21 protein-coding genes, 1 tRNA gene, 1 other RNA gene and 1 pseudogene are annotated in these 17,839 nt (G+C 33.8%); 13 read left to right on the plus strand and 11 right to left on the minus strand.

The features are described 5' to 3' along the window. The first annotated feature begins 57 nt into the window (after positions 1 to 57). The gene (locus GXW81_RS06770) at positions 58 to 339 is read left to right on the plus strand and encodes a F0F1 ATP synthase subunit epsilon (protein WP_154137058.1); all 282 of its coding nucleotides are present in this window, start codon (positions 58 to 60) and stop codon (positions 337 to 339) included. An 88-nt stretch (positions 340 to 427) separates the two neighbouring features. Here GXW81_RS06770 and GXW81_RS06775 read toward each other — a convergent pair whose 3' ends face one another. Together GXW81_RS06775 and GXW81_RS06780 are read right to left on the minus strand one after the other, a co-directional pair. Continuing rightward, on the minus strand, positions 428 to 847 hold the full coding sequence (locus tag GXW81_RS06775; RefSeq protein WP_013447171.1) for a nucleoside-diphosphate kinase: 420 nt from the start codon (positions 845 to 847) through the stop codon (positions 428 to 430). Between the two features lie 274 nt (positions 848 to 1,121). Next, entirely contained in the window at positions 1,122 to 2,195 is a 1,074-nt protein-coding gene (locus GXW81_RS06780; RefSeq protein ID WP_161531714.1) for a branched-chain amino acid aminotransferase, read from the minus strand. 84 nt (positions 2,196 to 2,279) lie between these two features. Here GXW81_RS06780 and mnmD point away from each other — a divergent pair, with 84 nt between their 5' ends. Both mnmD and ffs read left to right on the plus strand, forming a co-directional pair. After that, positions 2,280 to 2,954: a tRNA (5-methylaminomethyl-2-thiouridine)(34)-methyltransferase MnmD gene (gene mnmD, locus GXW81_RS06785; protein WP_161531715.1), complete on the plus strand. Its 675-nt coding sequence runs from the start codon at positions 2,280 to 2,282 to the stop codon at positions 2,952 to 2,954. Positions 2,955 to 3,016: 62 nt separating this feature from the next. Then, positions 3,017 to 3,114: signal recognition particle sRNA small type (gene ffs / locus GXW81_RS06790), an RNA gene on the plus strand. Between the two features lie 14 nt (positions 3,115 to 3,128). Here the strand turns inward: ffs and GXW81_RS06795 are convergent. The 5 genes from GXW81_RS06795 to GXW81_RS06815 form a co-directional block, all read right to left on the minus strand. Beyond that, the gene (locus tag GXW81_RS06795) at positions 3,129 to 3,770 is read right to left on the minus strand and encodes a uracil-DNA glycosylase (RefSeq protein ID WP_107046313.1); all 642 of its coding nucleotides are present in this window, start codon (positions 3,768 to 3,770) and stop codon (positions 3,129 to 3,131) included. Positions 3,771 to 3,780: 10 nt separating this feature from the next. Further along, on the minus strand, positions 3,781 to 4,266 hold the full coding sequence (locus tag GXW81_RS06800) for a TrmH family RNA methyltransferase (RefSeq protein WP_161531716.1): 486 nt from the start codon (positions 4,264 to 4,266) through the stop codon (positions 3,781 to 3,783). Positions 4,267 to 4,281: 15 nt separating this feature from the next. Further along, positions 4,282 to 5,619, minus strand: a complete 1,338-nt coding sequence (murC, locus tag GXW81_RS06805; protein WP_161531717.1) for a UDP-N-acetylmuramate--L-alanine ligase — start codon at positions 5,617 to 5,619, stop codon at positions 4,282 to 4,284. A gap of 126 nt (positions 5,620 to 5,745) precedes the next feature. Then, positions 5,746 to 6,273 (minus strand): DUF4136 domain-containing protein, encoded by a 528-nt coding sequence (locus GXW81_RS06810; RefSeq protein ID WP_161531718.1) that lies wholly within the window; start codon positions 6,271 to 6,273, stop codon positions 5,746 to 5,748. Positions 6,274 to 6,277: 4 nt separating this feature from the next. Then, a complete protein-coding gene (locus GXW81_RS06815) occupies positions 6,278 to 6,463 on the minus strand; it encodes a DUF5522 domain-containing protein (protein WP_080588252.1) in 186 nt (61 codons plus the stop codon). A 40-nt stretch (positions 6,464 to 6,503) separates the two neighbouring features. Here GXW81_RS06815 and GXW81_RS06820 point away from each other — a divergent pair, with 40 nt between their 5' ends. The 5 genes from GXW81_RS06820 (at position 6,504) to GXW81_RS06840 (ending at position 12,474) form a co-directional block, all read left to right on the plus strand. Beyond that, entirely contained in the window at positions 6,504 to 6,830 is a 327-nt protein-coding gene (locus GXW81_RS06820; protein ID WP_064969883.1) for a hypothetical protein, read from the plus strand. Next, positions 6,830 to 7,744 carry a 1-aminocyclopropane-1-carboxylate deaminase/D-cysteine desulfhydrase gene (locus tag GXW81_RS06825; RefSeq protein ID WP_161531719.1) on the plus strand — a complete coding sequence of 305 codons (915 nt, stop codon included), beginning with the start codon at positions 6,830 to 6,832 and terminating at the stop codon, positions 7,742 to 7,744. Before GXW81_RS06820 ends, GXW81_RS06825 begins: the two co-directional genes overlap by 1 nt. Positions 7,745 to 7,854: 110 nt before the next feature. Continuing rightward, positions 7,855 to 8,913, plus strand: a complete 1,059-nt coding sequence (locus GXW81_RS06830; RefSeq protein WP_161531720.1) for a glucosaminidase domain-containing protein — start codon at positions 7,855 to 7,857, stop codon at positions 8,911 to 8,913. A 30-nt stretch (positions 8,914 to 8,943) separates the two neighbouring features. Then, entirely contained in the window at positions 8,944 to 10,224 is a 1,281-nt protein-coding gene (gene hemL, locus GXW81_RS06835; protein WP_161531721.1) for a glutamate-1-semialdehyde 2,1-aminomutase, read from the plus strand. 117 nt (positions 10,225 to 10,341) lie between these two features. Beyond that, positions 10,342 to 12,474, plus strand: a complete 2,133-nt coding sequence (locus GXW81_RS06840; RefSeq protein WP_161531722.1) for a S9 family peptidase — start codon at positions 10,342 to 10,344, stop codon at positions 12,472 to 12,474. A gap of 104 nt (positions 12,475 to 12,578) precedes the next feature. Here the strand turns inward: GXW81_RS06840 and GXW81_RS06845 are convergent. Both GXW81_RS06845 and GXW81_RS06850 read right to left on the minus strand, forming a co-directional pair. After that, a tRNA-Leu gene (locus GXW81_RS06845) sits at positions 12,579 to 12,660 on the minus strand. 66 nt (positions 12,661 to 12,726) lie between these two features. Beyond that, on the minus strand, positions 12,727 to 13,512 hold the full coding sequence (locus tag GXW81_RS06850) for an MBL fold metallo-hydrolase (RefSeq protein ID WP_161531723.1): 786 nt from the start codon (positions 13,510 to 13,512) through the stop codon (positions 12,727 to 12,729). Positions 13,513 to 13,546: 34 nt separating this feature from the next. On the opposite strand from GXW81_RS06850, the gene GXW81_RS06855 reads away from it, so the two are divergent. The 5 genes from GXW81_RS06855 to rplI all read left to right on the plus strand — a co-directional run bounded on the left by GXW81_RS06855 (position 13,547) and on the right by rplI (position 16,858). Further along, entirely contained in the window at positions 13,547 to 14,980 is a 1,434-nt protein-coding gene (locus GXW81_RS06855) for a TonB-dependent receptor (RefSeq protein WP_161531724.1), read from the plus strand. 12 nt (positions 14,981 to 14,992) lie between these two features. Further along, positions 14,993 to 15,442 (plus strand): GAF domain-containing protein, encoded by a 450-nt coding sequence (locus tag GXW81_RS06860; protein ID WP_161531725.1) that lies wholly within the window; start codon positions 14,993 to 14,995, stop codon positions 15,440 to 15,442. Between the two features lie 129 nt (positions 15,443 to 15,571). After that, positions 15,572 to 15,913: a 30S ribosomal protein S6 gene (gene rpsF, locus GXW81_RS06865; protein ID WP_004920082.1), complete on the plus strand. Its 342-nt coding sequence runs from the start codon at positions 15,572 to 15,574 to the stop codon at positions 15,911 to 15,913. A 25-nt stretch (positions 15,914 to 15,938) separates the two neighbouring features. Then, positions 15,939 to 16,241 carry a 30S ribosomal protein S18 gene (gene rpsR, locus GXW81_RS06870; RefSeq protein ID WP_004920080.1) on the plus strand — a complete coding sequence of 101 codons (303 nt, stop codon included), beginning with the start codon at positions 15,939 to 15,941 and terminating at the stop codon, positions 16,239 to 16,241. A gap of 119 nt (positions 16,242 to 16,360) precedes the next feature. Continuing rightward, positions 16,361 to 16,858, plus strand: a complete 498-nt coding sequence (rplI, locus tag GXW81_RS06875; protein ID WP_161531726.1) for a 50S ribosomal protein L9 — start codon at positions 16,361 to 16,363, stop codon at positions 16,856 to 16,858. Between the two features lie 154 nt (positions 16,859 to 17,012). Here the strand turns inward: rplI and GXW81_RS06880 are convergent, their stop codons facing one another. Beyond that, a complete protein-coding gene (locus GXW81_RS06880) occupies positions 17,013 to 17,609 on the minus strand; it encodes a hypothetical protein (protein ID WP_161531727.1) in 597 nt (198 codons plus the stop codon). A gap of 96 nt (positions 17,610 to 17,705) precedes the next feature. Continuing rightward, a pseudogene (locus GXW81_RS10535) lies at positions 17,706 to 17,839 on the minus strand (IS256 family transposase); the annotation flags it as partial.

Raw genomic sequence — 17,839 nt, forward strand, 5'->3', positions numbered from 1 at the left:
TGAGTTTTAGAGGTTATTCTAGAACTCAACATTTAAAATTTTAAACTGTCATTTAAGATGAATATAAAAATATTAACACCAGAATATGTAGCTTTTGAGGGAGAGGTAGAGTCTGTGCTACTTCCAGGGAAGAACGGGGAGTTTCATATTATGAAAAATCACGCAGCTATTGTATCGTCTTTAGTTGGGGGAAAAGTAAAACTTTACCTTGATAAAGTATCGGCAGACTATGCGAAGTATTTTTCTAAAGAAGATGGTAAAGACTCTGTTTATTCGCTTCCGATAAAGAGTGGCGTTATAGAATTTAGTAACGATAAAGGGATTATCCTTTGCGAATAAGAAAGTTAGTTTGTTATTGATTTAATGATACAAAAAAGGCTATTTCAGAGATGAGATAGCCTTTTTTATGATATTTGTTTTATTCTTCTTAGAAAATCTCTCTTCCAGAGAAGTGGAATGCTGATTCTATCTGTGCATTTTCGTCAGAGTCAGAACCGTGTACTGCATTTTCTCCTACGCTTCTAGCGAACATCTTTCTTATAGTTCCTTCAGCCGCTTCAGCAGGGTTTGTAGCACCAATTAGTTTTCTGAAATCTTCAACCGCATTTTCTTTTTCTAAAACAGCAGCTACAATAGGTCCTGAAGACATAAACTCTACTAACTCTCCGTAGAAAGGTCTTTCAGCATGAACTTCATAAAACTTCTTAGCATCAGCTACTGTAAGTTGAGTAAGTTTCATTGCCTTAATTTTAAATCCAGCTTCAGCTATTTTCCCTAGTATAGCTCCTATGTGTCCATCTGCTACTGCATCTGGTTTAATCATTGTAAAAGTAATGTTTCCTGACATTTTATTTTAATTTTAACCCTACAAAAATACGAACTTATTTCTAGTTTTAAAACTTTTTTTGGCACAACTTTTGATATAATGATAACGATTCTCATGTTTAATTTGAGTTTTCATGGTTATTAGTTTTTACCCTGATGCTTTCTAAAGTGTCAGGGTTTTTTATTTCAATTTAAAGAGATGAACTTGAGAATTTGTGTCCTTTTTTTAGTTATCATAAAAAAGAGAAGACTAACAGAATAGTCTTCTCTTTCTTATAACTTATATTTAGATGTTATTATAAAGTATCTACAAATCCTTTCTCTACTTTATATCTCCACCCAAATGGGTCTTCACTTGTATTAGTTTGAATGCTTACTAATTGGTTTTTAAGCTTTATAGCAAAACTTTCTTCTTCGCTTAGTTGAGGTAGCACCATTTTGTCATCTTTGTACCCTAACGCTTGGAATACACTTAAAACTACTGCTGTCCCAACACCCCAAACTTCTTTTAAGGTACCTTCTTTGTGTGCCTCAATTACTTTCTTTACGCTAACAGGTTCTATCTTTACCTCTATATTATTATGTTTGGCTAGTTGTATAAAGCTATCTCTAGTTATACCGTCTAATATTTTATCAGATGTAGGAGGTGTGTAAATAGTATCTCCTATTCTTACAAATACATTCATAGTGCCACTTTCTTCAAAATACTCGTGAGAAGCGTCATCTGTCCAAATAATCTGCTCATAACCTTCCTCATTAGCTAATTTAGTTGGATAGAAAGAAGCAGCATAGTTTCCAGCTGCCTTAGCTGAACCAACTCCACCACTAGCAGCACGAGAGTAATAGTCTGCTATTTTTACAGAAACAGGTTCTGTATAGTAAGATTTTGCTGGTGCTGCCACTATAGCAAACATATATTTGTCGGCTATTCTTGCTTTAAGAGCTTCTTCTGTAGCAAATAATAAAGGACGAATATACAAAGAGGAGTTTTCTCCGTAAGGAATCCAATCTCTATCAATATCCATGAGTGCTTTTAATCCATTCATGAAAACTTCTTCAGGGAGTTCAGGTATTGCCAGTCTTTTTGCAGACTTGTTAATTCTTGCAAAGTTTTTCTCTGGACGGAATAAGTAAACTTCACCATCTTTATCCTTATAGGCTTTCATACCTTCAAAACAAGCCTGTCCATAGTTAACACCCATCATGGCAGGAGTAAATGGTAGCGGTCCGTAAGGCATAAGTTTAGGTTCTCCCCACTTTCCGTTTTCGTATTCACATATTACCATGTGGTCTATAAAGGTATTCCCGAAAGAAAAATTTTCAGGATTAAAACTACTGATTCTAGGATTTTCTGATTTTTGAATTATCATTTTTGAAAAATTTACTCGTTGTTTACAAAGATAATATAATTTTTGGAATATTCAATTTTTGGTTTATTTTTGAAAAAAAATAGAATGAAAAGAGAGGTTAAATTAACGGCAGATGGTTCTAAAACATTGTTTATAAATGACTTAAATGAGGGGTATCATTCTCATCATGGAGCTCTTCAAGAAGCAAGGCATGTATTTATTAAAAATGGTTTAGATAGGGTTAATGATTTGGAAATAAATATATTAGAGCTTGGTTTTGGGACAGGGCTGAATGCTTTAGTAAGTATGGAAAAAATAAGGGCTTCTAATGATATAAAGAAAATAAATTATTTTACTCTAGAGAAGTATCCTGTGAGTTTAAAAGAAATTAAGGAACTATCTTTTCATAATTTATTTAATCTTCCTGATATAGATGTTATCAATACAACTTTACACGAATGTGAATGGGAGCAACCTTGCGAGATATTGCCTAATTTTAATATCACAAAAATTAATACAGATTTTTATGAATTAAAAAACATTGAGTTGCCAAAGATAGATTTGGTATACTTCGATTGTTTTGGAGCTAGAGTTCAGCCAGATTTGTGGGAGCTACCTCTTATGGAAATGGTGGCAGAGAAAATGAAAGTAGGAGGTTTGTTAACTACATACTCTTCTAAAGGGAGTTTTCAAAGGGTGTTAAAATCGCTTAACTTTAAAGTGGAAAAATTAGAAGGTCCTAAAGGGAAAAGAGAAATGATAAACGCATGGAAAATGTAGTTCTACTGAAGCTATAAATTTTCTGATGTTTTGTATTTTCTGAAAAAGTTGTATATTTGCAACGGCAAGTCCTAAACAACCAGCTCCTGAAAATCCTCCAGGGTGGGAACGCAGCAAAGGTAATCGGTTGTAGCGGTGTGATTTAGGTAGCTTGCCATTTTTTATTCAGTCAAGTTACCATTTAATTTCCTCCTTATTTTTTGATAGAAGATAGCTGTTTATCTTAGAGAAAGGTCTACTACCTAAAAAACCTCTGTGAGCGGATAGAGGAGAAGGGTGGGCAGTTTTTATAATGTAATGCCTGTGTGCGTCTATAAACTGAGCTTTTTTTTGTGCAAAAGAACCCCAAAGCACAAAAACAACATTTTCTTTCTTGTTTGATATTTCCTTGATGATAAAATCTGTAAAGGTTTCCCAGCCTAAATCTTTATGAGAGTTCGCTTCGTGAGCTTTTACGGTAAGAGTAGCGTTTAGTAGAAGTACGCCTTGCTTTGCCCAAGAGTCTAGCTCGTTGCTGGCTTTGATTATACCTAAATCATCTTGTAATTCTTTAAAAATATTTCTTAGAGATGGTGGTGCAGGCACTTGGTCTGATACTGAAAAACATAATCCGTTAGCTTGAAAATCATTATGATAAGGGTCTTGCCCTAAAATTACGACTTTCACTTCTTCAAAAGGAGTAAGTTCAATCGCTCTAAATATTTGTTCTTTGGGAGGAAAGCATTTATACTGATGATATTCCTGTTTTACTTTTTGCCATAAATTTTTAAAATAAGAGGAATTTTTTATAGGTGCTAATACTTCAGTCCAAGTCATATTCTATTTTTTAGGAAACTATTTTTGAAAGTAAAATGCCAGTGGCAATAGCAACATTTAGAGAAGTGTTCTTTCCATACATATTGATGTGTAGATGATTGGTACACTTTTCTAGAGCTTTTTCGGAAACCCCATTTTTTTCGTTACCACATACAACAACACAAGGGAAATGATATTCAAAAGATGTGTAATCTACACTTTTACTTGTTTTTTCTAATGCGTAAAAGTGAGTGTTTTTTTCAAAGTGATTTACAGCCTCTTCCCAACTATTTACAAAAATGATATTGAGATTATTTTCGGTACTTCTTGTGGTTCGTTTTATTCTAGGGGAAAGTTGGTGGAAGTTATCAGAAAGTATCACGACTTTTTGCACTCCCATAGCTTCGGCTGTTCTAAGGATAAGCCCTATATTTTCTGGAGATTGTAGATGTTCCAAAATAAGGCTTATCTCTTTGTGGTGTTTTGGATTGATAATTTCGTGGTGCTCTAGTTGCATTAAACGCCGAAAGTATTACTGAGTTAAATCTAATCCACCAAAATTACCACTACTCATCATAAGAAAAGCTCCTTGGGTTTTATCCAAACTTTGCCAATATTGGTGCAATTCTTCCGCACTGGTAAACACTTTTAGATTAGTATTTTTAAATTTCTCCTTGATAAGTTCTGGAGAAATAGAGTCCATTCTTTTTATTTTTAGAGCTTCCTCCGAGTAGAAAACTACCGCTTGGTCTAGTAAATCTAAACTATGAGCATATTGCTCTAAAAACTCTGGATTTAGAGAAGAGTAAGTGTGAAGTTCTAAGAAACCATATTTAGTGGTGTTAGAAAATTGCTCCGAAAACGCTTTCGTAGTCGCTTTTACCTTGCTAGGAGCGTGGGCAAAATCTTTGTAAAGAATGCCATTATCGTTTCTTTCAACTTTTTCTAATCTTTTAGATGCACCTTTAAAACTCATAATAGCTTCATAAAAATCTTCTTCCATAATACCTAGCTGTTGGCAAATATGCCTAGCACCTTCCATATTCAGTAAATTATGAGCACCAAAAACAGACAACGGAATTTCTCCCATTTCGGTTTCTAGATAAACTTTTTGGTCTGTAATTTTATATTTTGGAGTTTTGTAAGGGATTTTTCTGAAGTAATTTTCGGCAGCTTCTACTACTTTTACTACCTCTTCGTCTTCTTCATTGTACACCAATACGCCACCAGGAGTAATACTTGCTACAAATTTTCTAAATTGTTCTATGTAATCATCAAAAGTTTTAAATACATTGATGTGGTCCCACGCAATCCCAGAAATAAGAGCGATGTTAGGTTGGTACAAAAGAAACTTTGACCTTAAATCTATAGGTGAGGATAAATATTCATCTCCTTCCAGAATCATAAAGTCGTTAGTTTCTGTGGTTTTTACCATACAATCAAAGCCTTCTAGTTGTGCTCCCACCATATAATCTACCTCTTTTTGATGAAAATTGAGGACATGAAGAATCATAGAGGTAATGGTAGTTTTACCGTGTGAGCCACCGATTACGATACGAGTTTTATCTTTGCTTTGCTCGTACAAAAACTCTGGGTAAGAAAATATTTTAAGACCAAGTTCTTTAGCTTTGGCTAGTTCGGGATTATCAGCATGGGCGTGCATACCTAGTATTACAGCATCTATATCTGATGTTATTTTTTCTGGAAACCAACCAAGACTTTCAGGGAGTAATCCTTTTTTTTCTAATCTTGATTTTGAAGGTTCAAAAATGGCGTCGTCTGAACCTGTTACTACATAACCTTTATCTTTAAGAGCGATGGCTAGGTTGTGCATAGCACTTCCGCCTATAGCAATGAAATGTGTTCTCAATGTTAAAAAATTTATACCTACAAAAGTAAGAATTTTATATTGTTTTTAGTGCTATTTAATAGGCTAGATATTTAATAAGTGAATGATAAAAAAGAGGCTACCTTAAAAAGATAGCCCTATGAATTATTATTTTTTCTGAGGAGGATAGTTCTTTAAAATTCCTTCTACAATTTGAGGTATTTGTTTTTGCTTAGACTTAGGAGTGTCTACATTGATGCCGCTTCCGATACCTTGCCAAACCAATTTGTTAGTCTTAGCATCTACAATATCTATTACTAAAGTACCTGTGTTATAGTTAGATATCCAAGTGCGGTTCATACCCCAACCCCAGCCCCAAGGACCTCCCCAGCCCCACATACCATAAGGGTTGGTACTTTGTATATCTTCTACCTTTTTATGAGAAGCTTTTACATTGACTATTAAATCTGGGTTTTGATTAGTACTAAGACCTTTAGCGTTGAATTGCTTTGCAATTTCATTAAGCACTCTGTCCTTGTCCAAATCATTTATTTTTAAATCATCAGTTCGGAACATATAAGTTTTATACTGATTAAACTGAGCGGTTTCTGCATAGTCAGTTCTGATGTTAAAAGGGCTACAAGAAGTAATGCTTAGTGTAGCGGCTACTAGGATTAAAAAAACATATTTTTTCATTTTGCTATTGTTTTAAAGGTTTTTTACTCTTGATAAATGTGTCAGTTTTCTTGTCATATCCATATGGGCAATGTTTACAGCCACTTTTGCAACAGTAACCTCTTTTAAGATGGTATTTTTCCGTAAACACCTTATAACCTTGTTCGTTATAATAGAAATCTTCATTTTCATTACTGTTGTGTGATGACATAAGTTAGAATTTATATCTTTGCTATACTAATTTTATCCTAATGATAATAGTGTGCCAAAAATTGCTTAAAAATACAAAAATTACAGGAATTGCTATTTTTCCATTCATTTTTTTACGCAAAAAGGCAGATAAAACTAATAAAAAGTTGGTTAATCACGAAAAAATACACTTAAGACAACAGCTGGAGTTAGGACTTGTTTTCTTCTATTTATGGTATGTATTAGAATTTTATTATAGATTATATCAATACAAAAATCCTCATTTAGCCTACATCAATATTTGTTTTGAAAGAGAGGCTTATGCTAATGAATCTAATTTACATTATCTTAAAGAGAGGAGTTTTTGGGCATTTTTAAAATACAAATAATGAATAAAGTTGAAATTCCAATAATAAAAATTCCTCATTCTAATAAACAAATTGAGCTCTATATTAAGAGAGAGGATTTGGTGCACCGAGAAATATCAGGTAATAAATACTGGAAACTACTTTATAACATAGAGAATTACAGGAAAAAACAGGTCGAAAATCCACTGATTATTACTTTTGGTGGTGCTTTTTCTAACCATATTGCTGCAACGGCAGCTTTGGGGAGAGAGTTAGAAGTCCTAACTTTAGGTATTATAAGAGGAGAAGAGCTGGTCTATAAGTGGGAAGAAAATCCTACATTAGTAAAGGCTAACGAAGACGGAATGACTTTCGATTTTGTAACTAGAGAATCATATAGAGATAAAAATCACCTTACAGAAATTTATCAGGAGCTTTTTCCTAACGCACTTATCATTCCAGAGGGAGGGAGTAATGTTTTAGCGGTGGAGGGCGTTCAATTTATGTTGAATGAAAAAACAGTGGAGTTTGATTACTTATGTGCGGCGGTAGGCACTGGTGGGACAATAGCTGGACTTTCTAAATTTGCTGAAAAACATCAGGAAGTTTTAGGCTTTAAGGCTGTGAAAGATGATTCTTTAGACAGTAAAATTTTAGAATGGAGCGGAAGAAATAATTTTCAACTACTGGAGACAGGTCAAGGTGGTTATGGTAAAATAACAGACGAAGTAGTGGCTTTTATCAATAAATTTTATCATAGTTATAATATTTTGTTGGAACCTATCTATACAGGCAAGATGATGAAGTGTTTATGGGAGCTGATAGATGAGGGCTTTTTTATTGAAGGTAGTAAAATTTTAGCCTTTCATACAGGTGGTTTGCAAGGTATAAAAGGAGCTAATGAATTCCTGAAAAACCAAGGCAGACCCATTATTGTTGAGGGAGATGGGATATAGGTGAGAGAGGCTTCCGTTTACAAATAAAAAGATTATTGTATCTTTGTTGAGTGGCAAACTGGATTGGTTTGCTGCTTTATTTTTAATAAAAACATAATTTATAAGATATTATGAAAAAATTTTTGATAGCTTCGGCGGTTTTAGTTGTTTCACAATTTAAGGCTCAGACATGGGCAACAGATGACCAATATATCCAGCGTTTTGCAGGATATGCCGTAGAAGAAATGGAAAAATATAAAATCCCAGCAAGTATTACTTTGGCACAAGGGATATTAGAAACAGGAGGTGGGCAATCTCGCTTAGCACAAGAAGGTAACAATCACTTTGGAATTAAATGTAAGGAAGACTGGACGGGCAAAACCATGAGGCATACCGATGATGCTCCTAACGAATGTTTCCGTGTGTATAACGACCCAAAGGAGTCTTACGAAGACCATTCTAAGTTTTTAGCTTATCGTAAATACTATACTAATCTATTTAAACTTGACCCAAAGGATTATAAAGCTTGGGCTCATGGGCTTAAAAAAGCGGGGTATGCTACCAATCCTAGATATGCTTATATTTTGATAAGCAAAATAGAAAAGTATAAATTATACGAGTTTGATAATATTTCGTCTAAGGAAGTTCCTTTTACATTATTGAAACTTTATCCAGAGTTGAATGATGATAAAGAGTTTATGGCGAAAATAAACTCACAAAAAGAGGTTAAAAAGAAGGAAAGTGTAACGGTGCATGTTCCTTATCAGCAAACTTCTTATGCAGAGCAACAGAAAACAGCAGATCAACTAAGAAAAGAAAAATTAGCATTGTTGGAAGGCATAACAGTAAAATCTCATCCTAATGGAGGATTGAAGTATGTAGTGATTCCAGCAGATACTGATGTGGCTTACATTGCTAAAAAGTTTGACATGAGAGAGGGGAGATTGTTAAAGTGGAATGATTTAAGTGAGAATAAACTAAAAGCAAATGATGTTTTGTTTTTAGAACCAAAATCTTCTACAGGAAGTATAGAAACATACAAGGCTGAAAAGGGAGATACAATGCATAAAATTTCTCAAAAGTTTGGTATCAAACTGAGAAAACTTTATTCCAAAAATAGAATGGAGTATGGAGAACAGCCTAAGCAAGGGCAAATTATTTATTTGCAAAAGAAAGCTCCACGCAGATAATATTTAATAATTCGGAAAAATAAAATTAAGATGTTATATCAAAGAAGTAGTGCCTTGTTTCAAGAGGCTAAAAACTATATTCCAGGTGGTGTAAACTCTCCTGTAAGAGCGTTTAAATCGGTGGGCGGAACACCTGTATTTATGAAGTCTGCTAAAGGAGCTTACCTTACAGACGCAGACGATAAAACTTATATAGATTATATCAATTCGTGGGGGCCGGCTATATTAGGGCATACTCACCCCGAAGTGCTGGAGGCTGTAAAGTTACAAGCTGAAAAAGGCTTTTCCTTTGGAACGCCTACTGAGTTAGAAACCGAAATTGCTAAATTCATTACAGAAAATGTACCTAATATAGACCAAATAAGAATGGTATCGTCTGGTACAGAGGCTTGTATGAGTGCTATTCGTTTGGCTAGAGGTTACACAGGGAGAGATAAAATCATTAAGTTTGAGGGGTGTTATCATGGGCATTCAGACTCGTTTCTGATAAAAGCAGGGAGTGGTGCGGCAACTTTTGGAAACCCTAACTCTCCAGGAGTTACGCAAGGTACGGCTAAAGACACTTTATTGGCAAGATATAACGATTGGGAACAAATTCAAGATTTATTCCGTCATAACGAAGGGCAAATTGCGGCGGTTATCATAGAGCCAGTGGCTGGTAATATGGGTTGTGTACTTCCTGAAAATAACTTTTTGCAAAATCTAAGACAAATCTGCGACCTTAACGGAACTCTTTTAATTTTTGACGAAGTGATGACGGGCTTTCGTTTAGGATTTGGTGGAGCTCAAGAGGTCTATGGAGTGAAGGCAGACTTGGTAACTTATGGTAAAGTTATCGGTGGAGGTATGCCTGTGGGTGCCTTTGCTGGGCGTCGTGAAATTATGGAATGTCTAGCTCCTAAGGGTGCTGTTTATCAGGCAGGAACGCTTAGTGGTAATCCTATTGCGATGAGAGCGGGACTGACGACATTGCAACTTATTAAAAATGATAAGAATTTCTATCAAAACCTTGATAAGACCACAGAAAAATTAGATTTTGAAATTGCTAAAATCCTTAACGAAAAAGGGATTGAACACCGTATCAATAGAAAAGGCTCTATGATGTCTGTGTTTTTCCATACTAATAGAGTGGCTAACTTTGATGAGGCACAACAAGCCAATCATTCGTTATTTAATACCTTTTTCCATCACTTGTTAGAGAGAGGTGTTTATCTTCCACCTAGTGGGTACGAAACTTGGTTTATTTCTTCTGAAATAAAAGATAACGAGATAGATAAAACTTTAGAAGCAATAAGAAGTTTTCAGTACTAAATATCTAAAATCACTCCAGAACATTGGGGTGATTTTTTATTTTTGATTAAATGTTAAATAGAATAGTTAGTTTTTTTATCTTTGGGACGATTTGTAATAATTAATAATTATTATGGTATGAAAAAAATAGTGATACTAGCATTAGGTTTATTTTTGTCTGTTAATGCCTATAAAGGACAAGAAATTACACTAGATAAAATCTATTCGGGCTATTATAGAGGTAAAGGTATAGTGGGGATTTCTCCATTAAAAACAGATGATTATTACGCCGTAATAGAACCAACAGGAGTTGCAAAGTACTCTTATAAAACTTTACAAAAAGAAGGTTATGTAGTAGAGGGAAGATATGAAGATTATCAACTTTCTAACGACGGTCAAAAGATTTTGTTACAAAAAGCTAGTGAGCCTATTTACAGACATTCTTTTTTAGGTATTTTTGAAATTAAAGACTTATCAAACGGAAAAATCATTTCTTTATTTGAAGGCAAACCTGTTCAGGAGCCTACATTCTCGCCTGATGGTAGTAAAGTGGCTTTTATTTCAGAAAATAATTTGTATTACCAAGACTTAGCATCGGGGCAGGTGGTTCAAATTACAACGGACGGTAAGAAAAATGAAATTTTGAACGGATTGGCAGATTGGGTTTATGAAGAGGAATTTGGTCACGCCAAACAGTATGTATGGAATAGTGGCGGTGATGCCATTGTTTTTGTAAGGTCTGATGAAACGGCTGTTCCTGAAATGAATATGCCTATCTACGGAAACAATCTATACCCACAAGATTTTAAATTCAAATATCCAAAAGCGGGCGAAAAAAACTCGGAAGTTAGTTTACATTATTATCAATTAGCTACAAAGAAGATAACTAAGGTAGATTTAGGTGCTTTTGAAAACTACTATATTCCACAGTTATTTGTGTCTAAGGCGTCTGATGAGGTTTTGGTGGCTACGGCTAACAGGCATCAGAATAAGTTAGATATACTAAAGCTAAAAACCTCTAACGGAAAAATAGAAAAACTATTTACAGAAACCGATAAGGCATGGATAGAAACCGATAATTTAACTTTAGAATTTCTTTCTGATGGAGGTATGTTATGGGCTTCGGAGAGAGATGGTTATCGTCATTTATATTGGTATGATGCCAAAGGCAAACTAAAAAAACAAGTTACAAAAGGAAATTGGGAAATTACAGATTATTACGGTTTTGATGCTAAAAATCAAGAGGTTTTTGTGCAAACTACTCAGAATGGAAGCATCAACAAAGTGGTATCTAAAATCAATATCAATACAGGTAAATCTCAAATTATTTCGGATTTAGAAGGTAACAATACGGCTTCTTTTAGTCCTAATTTTAATTATTTTATCAATACAACCTCTTCGGCTAAAACACCACACAAATATGTGTTGAGAGATAGAAATGGAAAGAGCTTGAAAGAAATACAAAACAATAGTGAACTTTTAACTAAGTTGAAAACGGATAATTGGGTAGAAAAGGAATTTTTTACCATACCTAATAATGCAGGAGACCAAATGAATGTGTGGATTATGAAGCCTAAAAACTTTGACCCTAATAAAAAGTATCCTTTGTTTATGTTTCAGTATTCAGGACCAGGGTCTCAGCAGGTAAGTAATTCTTGGGATTCCAGTAATGGTTTATGGTTTAATCATCTAGTTCAGAAAGGCTATGTTGTAGCCTGTGTAGACGGTAGAGGTACAGGTTATAAAGGTGCAAATTATAAAAAATCAACTTATCTTAATTTAGGTAAATATGAAATAGAAGACCAAATAACTGCTGCGAAATGGTTTGGGGAACAGTCTTATATAGATGCTAGCAGAATTGGTATTTTTGGATGGAGCTTTGGAGGTTACATGGCTAGTTTAGCGATGACTAAAGGGGCTGATGTCTTTAAAATGGGGATTGCAGTAGCACCAGTAACCAATTGGCGTTTTTATGATACGGTTTATACAGAAAGATTTTTGAGAACCCCACAAGAAAATGCAAAAGGTTATGATGAAAATTCTCCTACGGAATATGCTCATTTATTAAAAGGTAAGTTCTTGATGATACACGGTACGGCAGATGATAATGTGCATTTTCAGAATGCAGCAGTATTTTCCGAGGCACTTATTCAGAATAAAAAGCAGTTTGAGTTTATGACCTATCCAGATAAAAATCATAGTATATATGGAGGAAATACTCGCTCTCAACTTTATGAAAAGATGACACAATTTATATTGAACAATCTTTAAAATGTTCAATATAATAGCTAGCAAAAGAGCTACTTTTTAAAGTAGCTCTTTTTTGTTATTTGGAAATAAAAAATGCTATTGATAAACTCAATAGCATTTTACCGTACCCAGAGCCGGGATCGAACCGGCACGCCTTTCGGCATTGGTGTTTGAGACCAATGCGTCTACCAATTCCGCCATCTGGGCATGTGTTGAATTAGAGACTGCAAATATAGACTTTTTTTAGATTATACAAAAATATTTTTTAGCATTTTACCAAAAAACTTCCAATCCATCATAAGCAGGTTTTATGTGAGGAGGTAATAGGCTTTCTATTTCATAGTGAAACCCTAATCTATGGCTAATATGTGTGAGGTAAGTAGTTTTAGGTTTTAATATTTCTACAAGTTCTAAAACTTGTGGAAGTATAAAATGGGAAGCATGTAGTTCTTCTGCTCTTAGGCAGTTGATGATTAAAATATCTAAATTTTTTAATTTCTCAAGTTGGTCTTCACTAATGGAACTCGCATCGGTAATATAGGCTAGATTTCCTATTTTATAACCAAGTATGGGGAGTTTTCCGTGGAGTACTTCTATAGGTTCTACTAAAATTTCTAGTAGTTCAAATGGTTGGTTTGTAATTTTATATAAGTCAAAACTAGGTGCTCCAGGATATTTTTCCGTAGCGAAGGCGTAAGGGAACCTTTGTATGATTTCGTTTGAAACTCTTTCTAAACAGTAGATAGGTATATTTTTATTAGTATTGAAAATAATGGGACGAAGGTCGTCCAACCCAATAATATGGTCATTATGTTCGTGCGTTACTAAGAGGGCATCTATGTGAGATTCTCCGAAGGAAAGCATCTGTTGTCTAAAATCGGGTCCGCAATCTATTAAAATTTTTTTATTGTCATTAGTCGTAATTATAGCGGAAGACCTAAGTCTTTTATCTTTAGGATTTTGAGAGAGGCAAACAGGGTGGTTAGATCCTATAACAGGTATGCCTTGCGAAGTGCCTGTGCCTAAAAATTTCAGCTTCATTTTTGAGTTTAAAATCATTTTGGTAAATTTACAAAAAATATAAATATTGCGTATGTCGGGAATCAAAGCGGTTTTAACCCCTAAACAAAAAGCATTAGCAGTTAATCTAGACCCTTCAATATATGGTACATTTGCGGAGATTGGAGCGGGGCAGGAGACGGTGCGTCATTTCTTTAGAGCAGGAGGAGCTTCTGGTACTATTGCCAAAGCGATGTCTGCCTATGATAAGGAGTACAGTAATGCTATCTACGGACAAGAGGTTAAGAATAGATTTGTTACTCAAAATAGATTAAAAAAAATGCTCAGGCATGAGGTTAGCCTTATAGAAGAGCGACTAGATAATACTGAAACTCCAGATAGAAAGTTTTTTTCATATGCTAATACTGTAACCACAATAAACTACCATAAAACCTTTAAAGGTCATGGTTGGGTAGGATTGATGTTCCAGCACGAGGCAGATGCGGAGTACAGCGAAATTATTTTACATATCAGATTTAAAGAAAATGATGCGACGCTTCAGCAGGAAACTTTAGGGAATTTGGGTGTTAATCTCATTTTTGGGGCTTTTAACTATGCTGATAATCCTAGACAGTTGATTAACAGTCTTTACGATGATATTTCTATTGATAAGATAGAGATAGATATGATTGATTTCCAAGGACCTGCATTTGAGTATGTTGATAACCGATTGATGAGTTTACAGCTTGTCAAAAAAGGTATGACTGAAGCGGTACTATTTAATTCCGAAGGCAAGAATATGCTTCCTGCAGATATTCTTTACAAAAAAGATGTTTTTGCGGTTAGAGGTAGTTTTAGACCTGTAACATTGGTAAATATAGATATGTTTGAAAATGGGCTAGACCTCTTTTTAAAAGATACTAAAGGAAAGCCTGAGGATACTGTAATTATTTTTGAAATTACAACGGCTAACTTGAGAGCAACGGGTAAAATAGATGAGAGAGATTTCTTAGATAGGGTAGATGTGTTGGCAAAGTTAGGTTATACTGTAATGGTGTCTAACTTTTCTGAATATTATCGTTTGGTAGAATATTTTTACAGTTACAATATTCGCTATTTGGGTGTAGCAATGGGAGTTAATAATTTGCTGATGGTCTTTGATGAAGATTATTACAAAAATTTACCAGGCGGAATATTGGAAGCGTTTGGTAAATTCTTTAGAAAAGATATGAGGGTTTATTTGTATCCATACAAAGACCCAGAAACTCACGAGGTATTAGATTCTGATAATTTAAAAGTGAATGAAAATCTTAAAGAATTGTACAAATACTTCAAGCATAATAATAGAATAGTTGATATTGAGACATATAATCCTGAATATTCCGAAATCTATTCTCGTGAAATTTTGTCTAAAATAGCAAGTTGTGAAACAGGTTGGGAATGCCAACTTCCAGAAGGTGTAGCGGATATGATTAAAGAGAGAGGAATGTTTGGTTATAAAGAAGCAATAGCCTTGAAGGAATTTTAAAACAAACTAGGTATGGAGCATTTAAAAATAAAATTATCAGAGGTTATTTCTGATAATCATCTTACTAGAGATGAAAAACTCAAAACAATTTGTGAAGTTTTAGACCAAGAGAAAAGTTACTTTAATTGGACAGGGTTTTATTTTAAAAACGGAAATAAAGAAGAACTTATATTAGGACCTTATGTAGGAGCACCTACGGATCATACGGTTATTCCTTTCGGTAGGGGGATTTGCGGACAAGTAGCTGTATCTAATAAAACGTTTGAAGTACCAGATGTTATGGCTGAAGATAACTATTTATCTTGCTCTATAGATACTAAAGCAGAATTGGTAGTTCCTATCATAAAAAATGGAGATAATATAGGTCAAATAGATATAGATTCTCACACAATAAATCCTTTTACGAAGGAAGATGTAGAGCTTTTGGAATGGCTTTGTGATAAAGTAGCAACCATATTGTAAAAGTACTTTTATACCTCCATTTTGATAAATGGAAAGTGGTTGTCTAAATCTCTAAAATAGCGTTTGTGTATATAAAAAAAAAGCATTAGCTTTGCACCTTGAAATTTTAACTATATAATTATTAACATTATGAATCATTACGAAACTGTTTTCATTTTAACTCCCGTTCTGTCTGACGCTCAGGTGGAGGAAGCAGTGAAAAAATTTGAGGATCTTTTAAAAGATCAAAATTGCGAAATCGTAGCCAAAGAAAATTGGGGACTAAAAAAGTTAGCTTACCCTATTCAATTGAAAAAGAATGGTTTCTATACTTTGATAGAATTCAAAGGTGAAGGAACTATCGTGGCAGATTTAGAACTTGCTTTCAAAAGAGACGAGAGAGTTATCCGTTACTTAACTACAAAGTTAGACAAGCACGCTGTAGAGTATGCTGAAAAGAGAAGAGCAAAACTAAAATCTAAAAAAGCTTAATTTTTAACCCCTAAAAAAAGAAACTATGGCAATAGATGAAATGGCACAACAAGCCGCACAAGGTGGGGAGTCTGAAGTAAAATTCCTTACACCACTAGATATCAATACTAAATCTGAAAAAAAATACTGTAGATTTAAAAAATACGGTATCAAATATGTAGATTATAAAGATGCAGATTTCCTTCTTCAGTTCGTTAATGAGCAAGGTAAAATTTTACCAAGAAGATATACGGGAACTTCTTTAAAATATCAGAGAAAAGTATCTGCTGCTATTAAAAGAGCAAGACATTTGGCACTTATGCCGTATGTAGCAGACTTATTGAAGTAATTATATAAGTTGCTGAATTAGTTAAATTAAAAAATTCTAACTGTTTTAGGATATTTGGAAAGTCAACTATTGAGTTTGGATTCTAAACTTCTAAAACCTAAACAAGACAACAACAAACAATGGAAATTATTCTTAAAAAAGATGTAGAAAACTTAGGATTAGAGTTTGATACAGTAGATGTAAAGCCAGGATACGCTAGAAACTTCTTAATCCCTCAAGGATATGCAGTTTTAGCGACACCTAAAAATAGAGCGGTTTTAGCTGAAGTATTAGAAGCTAGAAAAGAAGAAGAAGCTAAATTAGTAGCTGCTGCTAACAAAATTGTAGAGCAACTTAAGAAGACTACTGTTTCTATCGTTGCTAAGGTAGGTTCTGGTGATAAATTATTCGGTTCTATCAACAATGCTAACTTAGCTGAAGAATTAGCGAAAGCAGGTGTTGAGGTAGATAAAAAATACATCAAAATCCCTGGAAATACTATTAAGAGATTAGGTAAATTTACTGCTAAAGTAAGACTTCACAGAGAAGTAGAGCACGATTATGAGTTTGAAGTAGTATCTGATGCTCCTGTAGTAGAAGCGCCTAAGGCTAAAGAAACTAAAACTGAAGAGGCTTAATTAATAAAGTTTTTTTCATAATAGAAGAACGGTTGTATCATTTTGGATACAACCGTTTTTGGTATCATTATAATAATCAAATATAAAACTTACTTAAATTCATTTATAATGTTGTAACAAGTATGAAGAGCAATTTAAGAAAAATAACCTATCATTATCTAAACCCTGCCTTTTGTAAATACAATGTTAGCTGCTGCCACAATTCTTGACCATTGTTATTTAAAAATACTGCAAAAATTGACAATAATAGTGCTACCGAAATTCCCCAATTACAGTATTGTAAAATACCCAATCTACTTTGTTGACTTGATAATTCTTTTTCAGTTTTATTAAACGACCTTATAATAAGTTTTTTTAAATTATCAAGTTCACGTTCATCTTCTAGTTGATTTGCTTTTGAACGTTTATAAACGCTTTTATAGTTGGTTAAGTTATCTTCAATAATTTCAATTGCATTTATCTGATTATTTATAAAAATAGAAATTATATAGGAAAACAAAAATGCTGAAATAACAATGATGCAGTTTTTTAAAGCAAATGGATTTGTATAATCAATCTGAGATGCACCGAGTATAAACGCAGCAGGAATAGCTATTAGCTTAGATTGTGAATCATTAATTATTGCTCTAATGTTTTTAGAATAGTCAAGAACAGAATTGTCTAATTCTAGTTTAATCTTATTGAATGAAAAATTTGATAAATAATATTCAAAACTTGTACCGCATTTTTCATAAAATTCTTCAAAATACAAAATAAGTTCATTAAATCTTTCCTTTTTGGTTTTATTACTTAAGAAGACACTATCCCGTAAAGTGTGTAAGTTAAAATTACCGAGGGTTTAACTTTTTTAAAGTTGAACCCTTTGTTCAAAAATAGTTAAAAATTGATTTAAAATCAAGCCCCAATTATGAATAGGTTTCGACCATTTCTTAGTAGCTTCTCTTAAAGCCAAGAAAGTTGATTTCATAACCGCCTCATCTG

This window comes from Riemerella anatipestifer (assembly GCF_009932355.1).
Taxonomy (GTDB): Bacteria; Bacteroidota; Bacteroidia; order Flavobacteriales; family Weeksellaceae; genus Riemerella; species Riemerella anatipestifer_E.

Coding starts and splice junctions, on each gene's coding strand:
- GXW81_RS06770 (WP_154137058.1), top strand. CDS start 58: ATGAATATAAAAATATTAACACCAGAATATGTAGCTTTTGAGGGAGAG.
- GXW81_RS06860 (WP_161531725.1), top strand. CDS start 14,993: ATGGAGCATTTAAAAATAAAATTATCAGAGGTTATTTCTGATAATCAT.
- GXW81_RS06815 (WP_080588252.1), bottom strand. CDS start 6,463: ATGTCATCACACAACAGTAATGAAAATGAAGATTTCTATTATAACGAA.
- rpsF (WP_004920082.1), top strand. CDS start 15,572: ATGAATCATTACGAAACTGTTTTCATTTTAACTCCCGTTCTGTCTGAC.
- mnmD (WP_161531715.1), top strand. CDS start 2,280: ATGAAAAGAGAGGTTAAATTAACGGCAGATGGTTCTAAAACATTGTTT.
- GXW81_RS06840 (WP_161531722.1), top strand. CDS start 10,342: ATGAAAAAAATAGTGATACTAGCATTAGGTTTATTTTTGTCTGTTAAT.
- GXW81_RS06850 (WP_161531723.1), bottom strand. CDS start 13,512: ATGATTTTAAACTCAAAAATGAAGCTGAAATTTTTAGGCACAGGCACT.
- GXW81_RS06775 (WP_013447171.1), bottom strand. CDS start 847: ATGTCAGGAAACATTACTTTTACAATGATTAAACCAGATGCAGTAGCA.
- GXW81_RS06820 (WP_064969883.1), top strand. CDS start 6,504: ATGATAATAGTGTGCCAAAAATTGCTTAAAAATACAAAAATTACAGGA.
- hemL (WP_161531721.1), top strand. CDS start 8,944: ATGTTATATCAAAGAAGTAGTGCCTTGTTTCAAGAGGCTAAAAACTAT.
- GXW81_RS06855 (WP_161531724.1), top strand. CDS start 13,547: ATGTCGGGAATCAAAGCGGTTTTAACCCCTAAACAAAAAGCATTAGCA.
- GXW81_RS06810 (WP_161531718.1), bottom strand. CDS start 6,273: ATGAAAAAATATGTTTTTTTAATCCTAGTAGCCGCTACACTAAGCATT.
- GXW81_RS06795 (WP_107046313.1), bottom strand. CDS start 3,770: ATGACTTGGACTGAAGTATTAGCACCTATAAAAAATTCCTCTTATTTT.
- GXW81_RS06800 (WP_161531716.1), bottom strand. CDS start 4,266: ATGCAACTAGAGCACCACGAAATTATCAATCCAAAACACCACAAAGAG.
- GXW81_RS06830 (WP_161531720.1), top strand. CDS start 7,855: ATGAAAAAATTTTTGATAGCTTCGGCGGTTTTAGTTGTTTCACAATTT.
- GXW81_RS06825 (WP_161531719.1), top strand. CDS start 6,830: ATGAATAAAGTTGAAATTCCAATAATAAAAATTCCTCATTCTAATAAA.
- rplI (WP_161531726.1), top strand. CDS start 16,361: ATGGAAATTATTCTTAAAAAAGATGTAGAAAACTTAGGATTAGAGTTT.
- rpsR (WP_004920080.1), top strand. CDS start 15,939: ATGGCAATAGATGAAATGGCACAACAAGCCGCACAAGGTGGGGAGTCT.
- GXW81_RS06780 (WP_161531714.1), bottom strand. CDS start 2,195: ATGATAATTCAAAAATCAGAAAATCCTAGAATCAGTAGTTTTAATCCT.